The sequence below is a fragment of the Paenibacillus sp. JT22N7 genome (genome assembly GCF_059383875.1).
In genome coordinates, this window is sequence record NZ_JBXENY010000017.1 from 95,461 (window position 1) to 109,657 (window position 14,197).

Here is a 14,197-nt window from a genome sequence, read left to right on the forward strand (position 1 = left end):
AGCTTTGCCGCCAGAGGACGGCTGCAGCCGTTTACGCTTGATGGGCGTAATGGGCCGCATGAATATGGTGGCAGCGCTCTTTCCTTTTGGGCGGGTATTCTGTATACTAGGCAAAATAAACATGCTTGTCGATCGGGGGTTGGAAGGTGATGTTCACCGCCTTGGACTATTGGTTAGGGTGGCACGCCGAGCAGAAGTATACGACTTTTCCACTGCTGCGGGAGCTGCCGCTTGGAGAAGAAGGCGTCGCTTCATGGGAAGAGGCATGGCGGGATGCATCGCCGTATGCTTTTGTGCTGGAGAGCGGCAAGGGCGGGCGCTATACGTATCTCGGCTTGCAGCCGGAAAGCGTCATTCGCGGCAAAGGTTTGGAGGCGGAAGCCCAGGCGTTGAGCCCAGATCTCGCCGATGCTTCACAGGCGGCTGATTCAGTCGTACGCTATCAAGGCAAGCCGCTCGAAGTGGTGCGGAGCTGGATGGAGCCTTATCGCGCGCCGAAGCTTGAAGCAGCTGGCACGCCGAAATGGACGGGCGGCTGTGTCGGATTTTGGAGCTATGACGTCATTCGTTCGATTGAGCGGCTGCCGGAGCTGACGGAGGACGACTTGAATTTGCCGGATTATTTATTTCTGCGTTTAAATGAACTGTGGATTGTCGATCATAGCGACAAGAAGCTATATTGCGCGGTGCATACGCTTGTGCCAAGCGATGCGGGTGAAGAGGAGCTGCGGCGTCTTTATGCGCAAGCTTGCTCGCGGGCCGATGAGATGGCCGTTTATTGGGAGAAGCGGTTCGGAAGCGAAGCGAATGGACAGCGGGGCGTGAATCATGCTGCTAGCTCAAGCACAAGCGACAGCCGCCAGCTGCGTCAAGAGCGTCTGCAGCTTGCCACGGACGATTCCCTCCAGAGCAATCTGGATGAGATGGGCGGGATCAGTACGCGTTTTTCGAAGGAAGCCTTTGAGGAGGCTGTTCGGCAAATTCAGCGTTACATCGGGCAAGGCGACGTATTTCAGGTTAATTTATCGGTGAGGCAGAGCCGGGCGCTGGGTGTGCAGCCAGAAGAGCTGTACGAATGGCTTCGTCTCATTAATCCTTCTCCATATATGGGCTTTCTGCGCTGTCCTGACTTTCAGCTCGTTTCGGCTTCCCCGGAGCTGCTCGTTGAGCGCCGTGGCGACTTGCTTGCAGCCCGCCCAATTGCCGGAACGCGCAGACGCGGCCGAACAGAGGTGGAAAACGAGCTCATGGCGGAGGAACTGCGGACGAGTGAGAAGGAGCGCGCCGAGCATATTATGCTGGTCGATTTGGAGCGCAACGATTTGGGGCGGATTTCGGCTTACGGCACTGTGAAAGTGGAAGAGCTGATGGTCATAGAGCAATATTCGCATGTGATGCATTTGGTATCCCAAGTGGAGGGACGGCTTGCCGAGGGCAAGGATGCTTACGATGTGATTGCGGCTACTTTCCCAGGCGGAACTATAACAGGCGCTCCCAAAATCCGCACGATGGAAATCATTGAAGAGCTGGAGCCTGTAAGGCGTGGTCCTTATACCGGCTCGCTCGGATGGATTGACTATAATGGCGATATGGAATTTAATATTATCATACGAACTATGGTCGTCAAAGATGGCATGGTGCATATTCAGGCCGGAGCAGGCATCGTCATTGATTCCAAGCCGGAGCGGGAATATAAGGAATCATTAAGCAAGGCGAAGGCGCTGTGGAAGGCGATTGAGTATAGTGAACGGTTCAGGCAGGCTGCGCCAAGCGGGCGCAAACATTAGAGGGGGCGCATGCGATGATTCTCGTAATAGATAACTATGATTCGTTTACCTACAACCTGGTGCAATATTTAGGCGAGCTTGGCGAGGACATTGTTGTGAAAAGAAATGATGAGCTGGGGCTGGCGGACATTGAGCAATTGGCACCTGATCATATTTTGATTTCTCCGGGACCTTGCTCTCCGAACGAAGCGGGCATCAGCCTGTCGCTCATTGAGCATTTTAAAGGAAAAATTCCGATTTTCGGCGTGTGCCTTGGCCATCAGGCGATTGGACAAGCTTTTGGCGGCGATGTCATTCGCGCTGAACGTTTGATGCATGGCAAAACATCACAAATGGTGCATGACGGCAAAACGATTTTTGAAGGCATCCCTTCGCCGTTCACCGCAACCCGTTACCATTCCCTTATCGTGAAAAAAGAGACCCTGCCAGACTGTCTTGAAATCAGTGCAGAAACAGCGGAAGGCGAAATTATGGCCCTTCGCCACAAAGAATACCCGATTGAAGGGGTGCAATTCCATCCGGAATCGATTATTTCCGAGCATGGGCTGACGCTGCTGCGCAACTTTTTGAAAATTCGTACAGGCACGCCGCGATGAAGGTCGCTTTTGGCGGCGTTGTCATGGATGCCGGTCAAGCTGTGATCTCAATATATGATCACGGCTTTTTGTACGGTTTGGGTTTGTTCGAGACGTTCCGGACCTATGGCGGCCGCGCTTATTTGCTGGAACGGCATCTGCGGCGGCTGGAGGCGGGCTGTTTGTCGCTGGGCATTCGCTACAAAGCGGATCAAAGCGCGCTTGAGGCGAGGATCGCCGAGCTGCTTCATGCGAATGGGCTGAAGGATGGTTATGTCCGGCTGACCGTTACAGCAGGCGATGGCGGGCTAGGCTTGCCGGTGGGCGATTATGAGCAGCCGCAGGAGCTGATCTTGATGAAGCCGCTGCCGCCTTATCAGGCCGCGCTTTATGAGCATGGCCGCGAGCTTAGGCTGCTGCATACGAAGCGCAATACGCCAGAAGGCGAGATTCGGCTTAAATCACTGCATTATATGAATAATATTATAGCGAAGCGCGAGCTGGCCGCGAGCAATGCCTCGCCGGGAGCAGAAGGATTGATGCTGAGCGGTGCTGGCCTGCTGACGGAGGGCATCGTCAGCAATCTTTTTTTTGCCCAGGATGGTGTCATTCGGACGCCCGCGGTTGATACAGGCATTTTGCCTGGCATTACGCGAGAGCGAGTTATGGAACTGGCCCGTGCGGCGGGCTTTCAGGTGGAGGAAGGCCATTACAGCTGGAACCAGCTGCTTGGGGCAGATGAAATTTGGCTGACGGGCTCCGTTCAGGAACTGGTGCCAGTGACGCGGTTATCAGGTCCCGACGGCACTCTGGTGCAGGTCGGCAAAGAGGCGGGTGCAGGAGGCGGCGCGGGCTACGGAAAGGCCAGAAATGCAGCCATGCTTAAGGCGGAAGCGGAAGCCGGGAAAGCCGGGACTGTGGCCGGCCCGATCACGCGCCAGCTGCTAAAGGCTTACCGCTCCGATACGATGAGAAGCAAGTAAGGTGGAAGCGTCAATCAGCTGCGCATGAAGACTAGAATAGCTAAAGGTGTGAGCGGAACTTATGAATATAACAAGAGAAAGCAAGCTTGAATATTACAGCAGGAGCTATGAGCTGCCTGGAGGGAAGCAGCTGGAGCTGGGCAAGCGCACGCTGATTATGGGCATTTTGAATGCGACACCCGATTCCTTCTCCGATGGCGGGAAGTTTAATGAAGCGGAGGCGGCTGCCAGCCGTGCATTGGAGATGGCGGCAGAAGGCGCTGATATTATCGATATCGGCGGCGAATCCACGCGCCCGGGCTTTGTGCCGGTCGATGCTGAGGAGGAGCTGCGCCGCGTTATTCCGGTCATACAAGCTGTCCGTGCTGCGCTGCCGCACATTGCGATATCGATCGATACGTATAAGGCAAAGACAGCACGTCACGCGCTCGCCGCAGGGGCTACGATTATTAATGATATTTGGGGACTCAAATTTGATGCGGATATGGCGGCAGCCGCAGCGGAATACGGCTGCCCGGTTATTTTAACGCATAATCGGACGAATCCCGTCTACCTGGCAGCCGATTTTGTGGAGGATGTTATTGCCGATTTGAAAGAAAGCATCGAAATCGCAAGAGATGCGGGCGTGAAAGAGGAGCATATCTGGCTAGATCCCGGTCTTGGCTTTGCCAAAACCCATGAGCAAAATATGGAGCTTCTAGGACGGCTCGCCGAGCTGCACGCTCTTGGCTATCCTGTACTGCTGGGCACTTCACGCAAAAGCTTCATTAGGCAGACGCTAGAGTTGCCAAGGGAAGAGCTGGTAGAGGGTACGGCAGCGACGACGGCGCTGGGCATTGCTCAAGGCTGTCAAATCGTCAGGGTGCATGATGTGCGCGCGAATAAAAGAACAGCTATAATGTCGGATGCGATTACCTACCCGCGTTATTCATAGTTTCAGATATAAGTATAAGGGGCGTAAGCTTATGGATAGAATGCTTGTGAAAGGCATGCAGTTTTACGGTTATCACGGTGTTTTTGCGGAAGAGAACAGGCTGGGGCAAAAATTCGGTGTTGATCTGGAACTGCTGATGGATTTGGAGAAAGCGGCAACGATGGATGATTTGGAAGCAACGGTGAATTATGCCGAATTGCATGCGCTAACGAAGAAAATCGTCGAAGGAACGCCGTTTAAATTGATCGAGGCTTTAGCGGGTAGCATTGCAACCCAGTTGCTGGCGGCTTATACTATGATAAATGAAGTAACGGTTCGTGTGACGAAGCCGAACCCGCCGTTCGACATTCATTTTGATGGCGTGACGGTAGAGCTGCGCAGAAAGCGGGATGCTGATGGACGCATTGTCTCCGTTTAATTCGCCCGCAGATGCATATGTGGCTCTCGGTTCAAATGTAGGGGATCGGCAGCAGCTTTTGCTGCAAGCGATCCAGCAGTTAAGCGGCCGCCCAGACATCGAAGTGCTTCGCGTTTCGGGCGTATATGAGACCGATCCGGTCGGCTATACGGATCAGCCCCCTTTTCTGAATATGGCTATCGCCGTACGAACTACGCTGTCCCCGCTTGCTTTACTGCACGTTCTGCTGGATACCGAGCAGCAGCTTGGGCGTGTTAGAGATATACGCTGGGGGCCGCGCACTATAGATCTCGATTTGCTGTTGTATGCTGATGTCGTGATGGATGGCGAGGAGCTGACACTTCCGCATCCGCGAATGATGGAACGTTCTTTCGTGCTCGTTCCGCTTGGTGATGTAATCGAGCAGTCCCATCCGCTTAAGGAACAGGTGGCTGCGGCCGCGGCTTCAGCGCTTCAGGATGGAAAGGAAGGCATCATGTTATGGAAAATCATCAATTGGCACAGCGAGTCCGGGCATTTCGTAAGCTAAAGGGCTATACACAGCAGGAATTAGCAAAAGTACTTGGCGTGTCGGTAGCGGTGTTAGGCTCCCTTGAGCGCGGCACCCGCAAGGCGGACGCGAAGTTATTGATTCATATATCAAACACCCTTGGCGTTAGCTATGAAGAGTTGACGGATTCGGAATCAAATGGAAACGCGTAAGCAAGCGTAAACGGCTGACGCCGTCCTCTGGCGGTATAGCTACCGTTTCGCGGGTGAAGTATAAGCCCGTTATAAGGGTATAACTTATAAATGCTTATATTTGAACAAACCAGAAGGAGCGTGGAGAAGCATGCTGAAAATCGGCGACATCGAGATGAAGAACAGAGTTGTACTCGCGCCGATGGCCGGCGTGTGTAATCCAGCCTTTCGTCTAATTGCGAAAGAGTTTGGAACAGGTCTTGTGTGCGCGGAGATGGTGAGCGACAAGGCGATTTTGCACGGCAATAAGCGGACGAGGGAAATGCTGTTCGTGGACGAGCGTGAGAAGCCGCTTAGCCTGCAGATTGTCGGCGGTGACCGTGAATCGCTGGTCGAGGCGGCGAAGGTCGTGGATAAGCAAACCAATGCTGATATTATTGATATCAATATGGGCTGCCCGGTACCTAAGGTAACGAAATGCGATGCTGGTGCGCGCTGGCTCCTTGACCCGAACAAAATTTACGAGATGGTTTCTGCCGTAGTAGAAGCTGTCGATAAACCGGTAACGGTGAAAATGCGCATCGGCTGGGATGACGAGCATATTTATGCGGTGGAAAATGCGCGCGCCGTTGAGCGTGCTGGCGGCAAAGCGGTCAGCGTACACGGTCGTACGCGCGAGCAGCAGTACACAGGTGTAGCGAATTGGGACATCATTCGCGATGTGAAGCAGGCTGTGTCGATTCCGGTAATCGGCAACGGGGATGTTTTTTCACCTGAAGATGCCAGGCGCTTGCTGGAGCATACAGGCTGCGACGGCGTCATGATCGGCCGTGGTGCGCTTGGAAACCCTTGGATGCTGTATCGGACCATTCAATATTTGACGAATGGCGAGCTGCTGCCCGATCCAATGCCGCGCGAGAAGATGCAGGTTGCTATTCTTCATCTGGATCGTCTCATTGACCTGAAGGGCGAGGCGGTTGCCGTACGGGAAATGCGCAAGCATCTGGCTTGGTATTTGAAAGGCTTGCCGGGCGGTGCCCGCGTCAAGGATGTTATTATGGAAGAAACCGACCGGGACCGGATGGTGGACATTTTGGATCAGTATCTGGTGTCGCTCGAGGAGCAAGGTCTGGCTGCTGCAAGTTTCTAGCTTGAAATATAGGAAAGGATATCCTAACGCGATCCTTTCTCTATATTTCTCGGAATGAAACGCGTTGCGCCGCCAAAGGAAGGCGCCAGCCGTTTCACCTTGCACGATCAGGCTGTTCAGGAAACGGCTGCTCGGAAATTCGACAATCCCTATACTTGATTTACAAATGAAATAAACGGGCAGGTTATCTGAGAACGTTCAGAGGCCTGCCTTTTTTTAAAATAAAAGGTTGTAAAGGCGAGTCTCCTGCCTATGCTCGTATGACGCCTAACGACAAAACATTTGTTATTTTTTCATAGAACGGCGCGAGCCGTTTCACCTTGGGTAATAGATGAGGAGAGCCATGGCGGCTTATGAGAAAATGGAAAGGTTATGTAAAAAACCTTATATATTTGGAACTTTGTGTTTTTTGTAGACGAGTTAGGAAGGATTGTACGGTTTTGCAACGAATAAAAAAGAAGGGCCGTGTGGCTGTCCTGCCAACTGAAATAAAGGGTTCAAGCACAGGCGCTTTTACAAGCGGCGTGTTCCTTGCAGCCAGGTGTACATATATGGAGGGCAACGCTTTCAAGAGGCCTTATGCGAAAGTCGTTCCAGTCGTTTGGCTTTGATTGACATTCAGGAGAACATTGCATATAATCGTGCAATATAACCTTAATGACTATAGTCAACGCGGCTTATCTGCTCCCTCAGCTGGTCTGAGGCAAGAGGAGCGTAATATATTAATTAACAGTGAATTCATACCTGGTATGAAAATTGGTCACACGACGGGAGAATCGGAAAGATGAGCGATAAAGAGATCATTCTGACTCAGGAAGGTTTGAGAAAGCTTGAGGACGAACTGGAGATGCTGAAATCGGTCAAGCGTCGCGAAGTAGCTGAGCGGATCAAGATCGCGATTGGCTACGGCGATATTAGCGAAAACTCCGAGTATGAAGATGCTAAGAATGAGCAGGCCTTCATCGAAGGTCGTATCATTACGTTGGAAAAAATGCTCCGCAACGCTCGGATCATCAACAGCGATGAGATCGATACAGATGTGGTCAGCATCGGCTCCACGGTAACTGTAGAAGATTTGGAATTTGGCGATAAAATGGAATATGCCATTGTCGGTTCCGCAGAATCGGATCCGCTTAACAATAAGATTTCCAATGAGAGCCCTGTAGGCAGAGCGATTTTGGGTAAAAAGGAAGGCACGGTCGTTGATGTCAGCGTACCTGCCGGTGTTATACAATATAGAATCGTCGATATTAAAAAATAAGGTTTGCACTGTGTCTGATTCAGAAAGCTTCCTTAAGCGGAAGCTTTTTGAACGTTAAAGCGGTGCCTTAGGAGATGAAATCAAGTTGGAACATCAGAACACCGAGACAGGTCATGAACAAGAACAAGAGCTAAGCGAGCTGCTGCAAATCCGCCGTGATAAACTGGACGAGCTGAGAGGACTCGGCATTGATCCATTCGGCAGCAAATTCGAGCGTTCGCATAATGCGAAGGACATCGTGTCCGCTTATGAGTCGTTTACGAAGGAAGAGCTGGAAGAGAAAGCCGAACAGGTAAGCATTGCGGGCCGGATTATGCAGAAGCGCGGCATGGGTAAAGCGAGCTTTGCCCACATTCAGGATCTAAGCGGCAAAATTCAAATTTATGCGCGCAAGGATACGGTTGAGGAAAACCAATTCGCAGCATTCACCCTGCTTGATATCGGCGATATCATCGGCGTGAAGGGAACGGTATTCAAGACGAATACCGGCGAAGTATCGGTAAAAGCGCTGGAAGTGATCGTACTTACGAAATCGCTCCTGCCTTTGCCGGACAAGTTCCATGGACTGAAGGATGTCGAGCTGCGCTACCGCCAGCGTTATGTTGATCTAATTGTGAATCCTGATGTTCAACAAACGTTCATCTCCCGCTCCCGCATTATCCAATCGATGAGACGCTACCTGGATGGCCAGAACTATCTGGAAGTGGAAACGCCGACGCTGCATACGATTCCGGGCGGAGCATCCGCACGTCCTTTCATCACGCATCATAATGCGCTTGATATGCAGCTTTATATGCGTATCGCGATTGAGCTGCATTTGAAACGCCTCATTGTCGGCGGCATGGAGAAGGTTTACGAAATTGGCCGCGTTTATCGGAACGAAGGCATGTCGACGCGCCATAACCCAGAATTTACGATGCTGGAGCTGTATGAGGCTTACGCTGACTACAAGGATATTATGGCATTGACTGAAAACATGATCGCGCATATCGCGCAGGATGTGCTCGGCACTACCAAGATCATGTACCAAGGCCAAGAAGTCGACCTGACGCCGCAATGGCGCCGTATTTCAATGGTTGATCTAGTTAAGGAAATCAAAGGCGTTGACTTCAGCGTTCAAATGACGGATGAAGAAGCGCATGCCATTGCGAAGGAGCATAACGTCAAAGTTGAGCCGCATATGACGTTCGGTCATATTGTGAATGCGTTCTTTGAAGAGTTTTGTGAGCATACGCTCATTCAGCCAACCTTCGTTACGGGCCATCCGGTTGCGATTTCGCCGCTGGCGAAGAAAAGCCCGGTTGATCCGCGCTTCACGGATCGTTTTGAATTGTTTATCGTGGCGCGCGAGCATGCCAATGCGTTTACAGAGCTGAACGATCCGATCGATCAGCGCGAACGTTTTGAGGCGCAGCTGCTGGAGAAGGAGCAGGGCAATGATGAGGCGCATGAGATGGATGACGATTTCATCCGTGCACTGGAGTACGGCTTGCCGCCAACGGGCGGACTAGGAATCGGCATCGACCGTCTGGTCATGCTGTTGACTGATGCGCCTTCCATCCGCGACGTGCTGCTGTTCCCGCATATGCGCAATCTGGCGGGCGAATAGCCGATCATATTTTTCTACTAACCTGTTGAGGCCTGTGGCTTCAGCAGGTTTTTTTCTATAATAGGGCTAGGAAAGCTGTTGAAACGTGCTTTATGTCAGGCAACAAGCTGATGCCGCCTCCGTCCATTGACCCGTGCCGTATTTTCCTTTAAAGTGAATATGTATTTTCAGACAAAAAAAGCTATCTTAGCGAGGTAATGACTATAGAAATCAGAGGTGAACAGACGTTGCTGAAAGGTTCAATGAGAAGTTTGCGGTTGGTCATATGCATGGTAATGCTCTTATTCAGTTTTTTGCCTTATGGCGGCAAGCAGGTGTTCGCGGAGGAATTTAATATTATACATAATGCTGGCTTCGAGGATGCGGAGTCCGGTGTACCTTTGTCATGGACGCAGGATGTGTGGGAGGCTGGGGAGAGCGTATCGCGCTTCACGCTGGAGCAGTCCGATGTTTATTCAGGCACCGGCGCAGCTAAGATTCAGAACTTTCAGCCGAACCATGCCAAATGGATACAGAAGCTGACCGTAAGTCCGGACGCTTATTACCATGTGAGCGGCTGGGTCAAGGTTTCAGATGCAAAGAGCGATGCAATCGGGGCAAATCTGTTCATTGTAGGAGTGGGCGATCCATTTCCACAGTTGACTGATACGGCGGGCGAGTGGAAGCTGCTCGAATTTTACGGCCGGACAGGCCCAGAACAGAAGGAGCTGCAAATGGGCATCAGCCTGGGCGGCTACGGAAGCTTGAACACGGGAACAGCGCTGTTCGACGATTTGAAAATGGAGCAGCTTCCAGCAAAGCCTGAAAACGTTCAAATCATGTCCTTCGAGCCATCGCAGCTGACAGGTGGTGGGGGCGGAGCGACAGATGCTGAAAAGATGGACCCGAAAAAGATATCCGCTTTTCCCGTATTATCAATATCGGCCTTATTCGGCCTCTTGTTTGTTTTTCTCTATCGAAAAATGCTTCGGACGCAGCCGCTTGGCAAATCCAGCACTTCCTATCGTGGCTGGCTGATTGCCGCTATGGCAGCAGCTCTTATTTTCAGGCTATGGGTTGCGATTAAGGTGCCGGGCTACGTCAACGATATTAAGACCTTTATGTACTGGGCGGATCGCGCCTATCAGAATGGCGTACAGCAGTTTTATGAAGAAGGGGTCTTTGCAGACTACCCGCCGGGCTACGTCTATATTTTGTATGTTCTTGCTGCCATCAAGTCATGGTTCAGCATAAATCCGGATACAAGCGGAGCAACGCTGCTCTTCAAGCTCCCGGCCATCGTGGCCGATCTAGTGTCCAGCTGGCTCATTTACCGGTTTGCCAAAACAAAGCTCAATCCGGCAGCAGCGACAGGCCTTGCCCTGCTCTATGTCTTTAACCCGGCGATTTGGATCAATTCAGCAGGCTGGGGACAGGTGGATTCCTTCTTCACCTTGTTTCTCATTATGGCCATTAGCAGCATGGCGGGGGAGCGTCTGGAACGAGGCGGTATCTGGTTCGCGCTTGCTGTGCTCATTAAACCGCAGGCTTTAATTTTCGCCCCGGTTGTCCTGCTCGCTTATTGGCATAAACGCGATTGGAAGCGCGCCTTGATGAGCGTCGCTTATGGCTTGATTGCTTTTCTAGTGCTTGCGGCTCCATTTTTCTTGAATAATGGCGGTTTAATGGGTGTTATTGAGCTTTACAAAGCAACGTTATCCTCCTATCCGTACGCAACATTGAATGCGTTCAACTTATACGCGCTCACGGGAGGGAACTGGGCTTCACTGGACAGCAGCTGGCTGCTGTTGTCTTATAAAACATGGGGCAATATTGCCATAGTACTAGCTGTTGTGGCGGCACTATGGTTCTCCTTTAAGGGCAAGCCAAAGCGCAATCTGGGCATCTCTTATTTTATTGCGATTATTCTCATCACAATCGTGTTTCTATTTGCGACGAAAATGCATGAGCGTTATCTGTTCCCTGTCATCTTGCTGTATGTATTCGCCTATATCGAGTCGCAGGATCGGCGGCTGCTGCATCTCATGATGGGTTTCAGTGTCACGCATTTCATTAATGTCGGGTACGTGCTTGCATTTAGCGAGGCAGGTCAGCATACGGTGACCGACGGCATTGTCATTTTGTGCTCCATTACGAATTTGTGTTTGTTCGCCTATTTGCTTTATGTTGGTTATTCTCTCTATGTGAAAAATGATCCCAAACCAGTTCCACCGCTGACGCAGGAAGAACTTCGGGAAGCGGACCAGCAGGCACTTAAGGAGCTGGAGCCGCAGAGCACTCCTAAGGGCAAGGAACTGCAGGCTTCTACCTCTGATAAGAGCGGCAATAAGCTCACCCGCAAGGACTGGTGGTGGATGGGCGGCATTACTGTTGTCTATGCGATTGTGGCGCTGCTTAATTTGGGCTCGTTCAACAGCCTGAATACAGGCTGGAAGCCGCAGCAGAATGGCCAAAGCTTTTATGTTGATCTTGGCCAGACGCAGCAGCTGGAGCGGGTCAATATGTTTGGAGGTGTGGGAGCCGGCAAGCTCAAGCTGGAGTTCGGAAATTCACCGGATGCGTGGAGCGGCGGTGTAGAAGTCGAGCTGAAAATCGGCGATGATCTAAAATGGGTCGTCCAGCCGCTTAATGTGAGCGCGAGATATGCCAAGGTTACGGTTGCTTCAACTGGTTTCTCGCTGCAGGAAATGGCCTTTTATCCAAGTGGAAGCGATCAGCCGCTGCCTATTGGAGACATTGTTTATATCGGCTCTAATGCGGCAGCGGCCGAGGACCCGCGTTTTGGCCCTGTGGAGCATCTATTTGATGAGCAAAGCTCGGCAGCTTACAAGTCGACCTATTGGAACGGCTCATACTTCGATGAGATTTATCATGCACGTACTGCGTATGAGTTCCTTGAGGATTTGCCCGTATATGAAAATACACATCCGCCATTGGGCAAAATACTCATCGCCATTGGCATCAAGCTGTTCGGGCTCAGCCCCTTCGGCTGGCGGATTATTGGAACGCTGTTCGGCATTGCGATGATTCCTCTTATGTATATATTCGTGCTGCGGCTGTTCCGCTACCGCACGGTTTATGCAGCGGCTGGCGCGATTTTGCTGGCGGCCGATTTCATGCATTTCACACAGACGCGCATTGCGACGATCGATGTGTACGCCGTATTTTTCATTATGCTGATGTTCTACTTCATGTACCGTTACTATAGAATGAACTTCTATTTAGTAGCACTAAGGAAGACGCTCGTTCCGCTATCGCTCGCAGGGGTCGTATTCGGCATCGGTGCCGCGTCCAAATGGATCGTCCTTTACGGCGGGGCAGGGCTTGCCGTTATGTTGGGCCTATCCTTGTTCGAACGCTACAAGCAATATGCAGCTTCCAAGCGTGCGCTTGCATCTAGCACAGGGAATGCTGAGCAGAGGGAAATGTATAAGCGCGTCATTCAGGCTTTCCCGCGCAATACGCTGTTGACGCTCGCGAGCTGTTTGGTTACGTATATCGCCATACCGGCTGTCATTTACAGCCTGTCCTTTATCCCGGTGCTGAACGCAGGCGATGGCAAATATACATTTGAAGGACTTGTAAGTCAGCAGGAGCATATGTATTCTTATCACAGCGAACTGGTTGCCACGCATCCTTATTCCTCGCAGTGGTGGGAATGGCCGTTTATGAAACGCCCGGTGTGGTATTATAGCGGCAAGGATTTAGAAAATGCGAATGATGTATCGTCGATTTCCGTTTTCGGCAATCCACTTATTTGGTGGACGGGGCTATTCGCGGTAATAGGTGCCTTCTATATAAGCCTTAAGCGCAAGGACAAACGAATGTACATTGTCTGGATCGCTTATCTGTCGCAATACTTGCCGTGGATGCTGGTGCCAAGGCTGACGTTTATTTATCATTATTTTGCGATGGTGCCATTCATGGTCATGGCGATTCTCTATATGTTCCAGACGGCTGAGGAGAAAAATCCGAAGTGGAGAAAATATCTAGGCCTATACGTCGCAGCAGCGGTTGTGCTGTTCATTATGTTTTATCCTGTATTATCTGGTTTGCCTTTCAGCAAAACATATGTGGCTCATATATTGCGTTGGTTCCCAAGCTGGGTGCTCTACAGCGGCTAGTGCCAGGAAGCTGAGCCATACAAACATTTGAGTAAAGAAGCTAGGAAGACAAAGGAGCGGCAACATGTCCCAGGGTGCAATGAGGCAAACAATCAGGCAGTTTATAATGTTTAATATGATAGGGCTCGTAAATACGGCTGTCGATTTTATGGTGTTTAGCCTCTTGGTATGGCTGGGTGTGTACTTCGTTGGTGCACAGGTGATTTCTTATGGAGCAGGTATTGTGAACAGCTACGTTATGAATTCCTGGCTGACGTTCGGCAAAGGGCCGGAGCAGCGAAGAGAACGCAAGTTTGATAAAGCGCAGGCGATAAGGTTTACTATTTTGAGCTGTACGGTTCTAGGCCTGTCGTTGCCCCTATTGTATTTCGTATCTGAAAAGATGCTTGTTAACGAGTGGCTGGCAAAGCTGCTCGTTACAGGGGTGACGACAGTGCTCAATTTTATTGGCAGCAAGAAGTGGGTTTTTCGCGGTAAATAAGGGTTTAAAACGCCGGAAAAAGGCGCTGTAATGCGGGTTTAATAAAAGTTAAAAGTTTTTTTGAAAAAACACTTGCAATCCTCTAGGCACCCGTGATATATTATATGAGTCGCCGCTGAGACATACGGCAGACACGAACGAAACGCAAGCAAGAGAAATTGTTCTTTGAAAACTGAACAACGAGTGAAACTGCC

Annotated in this window: 12 protein-coding genes; all 12 read left to right on the top strand. The window is 51.0% G+C overall.

Going from position 1 to position 14,197, the window contains the following annotated elements:
* The first annotated feature begins 149 nt into the window (after nt 1–149).
* The 12 genes from AC50Y5_RS31445 (at nt 150) to AC50Y5_RS31500 (ending at nt 14,003) form a co-directional block, all read left to right on the top strand.
* Entirely contained in the window at nt 150–1,787 is a 1,638-nt protein-coding gene (locus AC50Y5_RS31445) for an anthranilate synthase component I family protein (RefSeq protein WP_494865530.1), read from the top strand.
* A gap of 14 nt (nt 1,788–1,801) precedes the next feature.
* Entirely contained in the window at nt 1,802–2,383 is a 582-nt protein-coding gene (pabA, locus tag AC50Y5_RS31450) for an aminodeoxychorismate/anthranilate synthase component II (RefSeq protein WP_494865532.1), read from the top strand.
* Entirely contained in the window at nt 2,380–3,345 is a 966-nt protein-coding gene (locus AC50Y5_RS31455) for an aminotransferase class IV (protein ID WP_494865534.1), read from the top strand. The genes pabA and AC50Y5_RS31455 overlap by 4 nt, the downstream gene beginning before the upstream one ends.
* Nucleotides 3,346–3,406: 61 nt before the next feature.
* The gene (gene folP, locus AC50Y5_RS31460; protein ID WP_056034762.1) at nt 3,407–4,279 is read left to right on the top strand and encodes a dihydropteroate synthase; all 873 of its coding nucleotides are present in this window, start codon (nt 3,407–3,409) and stop codon (nt 4,277–4,279) included.
* Between the two features lie 31 nt (nt 4,280–4,310).
* Nucleotides 4,311–4,697 (top strand): dihydroneopterin aldolase, encoded by a 387-nt coding sequence (folB, locus tag AC50Y5_RS31465; protein WP_056034759.1) that lies wholly within the window; start codon nt 4,311–4,313, stop codon nt 4,695–4,697.
* A complete protein-coding gene (gene folK / locus AC50Y5_RS31470) occupies nt 4,675–5,226 on the top strand; it encodes a 2-amino-4-hydroxy-6-hydroxymethyldihydropteridine diphosphokinase (RefSeq protein WP_056034756.1) in 552 nt (183 codons plus the stop codon). The genes folB and folK overlap by 23 nt, the downstream gene beginning before the upstream one ends.
* The gene (locus tag AC50Y5_RS31475; protein ID WP_056034753.1) at nt 5,178–5,399 is read left to right on the top strand and encodes a helix-turn-helix domain-containing protein; all 222 of its coding nucleotides are present in this window, start codon (nt 5,178–5,180) and stop codon (nt 5,397–5,399) included. The genes folK and AC50Y5_RS31475 overlap by 49 nt, the downstream gene beginning before the upstream one ends.
* Before the next feature lie 130 nt (nt 5,400–5,529).
* Complete coding sequence (dusB, locus tag AC50Y5_RS31480) at nt 5,530–6,528, top strand: tRNA dihydrouridine synthase DusB (protein ID WP_494865538.1); 999 nt, start codon at nt 5,530–5,532, stop codon at nt 6,526–6,528.
* Nucleotides 6,529–7,312: 784 nt separating this feature from the next.
* Nucleotides 7,313–7,789 (top strand): transcription elongation factor GreA, encoded by a 477-nt coding sequence (gene greA, locus AC50Y5_RS31485; protein WP_056034744.1) that lies wholly within the window; start codon nt 7,313–7,315, stop codon nt 7,787–7,789.
* 85 nt (nt 7,790–7,874) lie between these two features.
* Nucleotides 7,875–9,398: a lysine--tRNA ligase gene (gene lysS / locus AC50Y5_RS31490; protein WP_494865540.1), complete on the top strand. Its 1,524-nt coding sequence runs from the start codon at nt 7,875–7,877 to the stop codon at nt 9,396–9,398.
* A gap of 269 nt (nt 9,399–9,667) precedes the next feature.
* Nucleotides 9,668–13,522: a glycosyltransferase family 39 protein gene (locus tag AC50Y5_RS31495; RefSeq protein WP_235533142.1), complete on the top strand. Its 3,855-nt coding sequence runs from the start codon at nt 9,668–9,670 to the stop codon at nt 13,520–13,522.
* A 64-nt stretch (nt 13,523–13,586) separates the two neighbouring features.
* Nucleotides 13,587–14,003 (top strand): GtrA family protein, encoded by a 417-nt coding sequence (locus tag AC50Y5_RS31500; RefSeq protein WP_056034740.1) that lies wholly within the window; start codon nt 13,587–13,589, stop codon nt 14,001–14,003.
* The last annotated feature ends 194 nt before the right edge of the window (nt 14,004–14,197 follow it).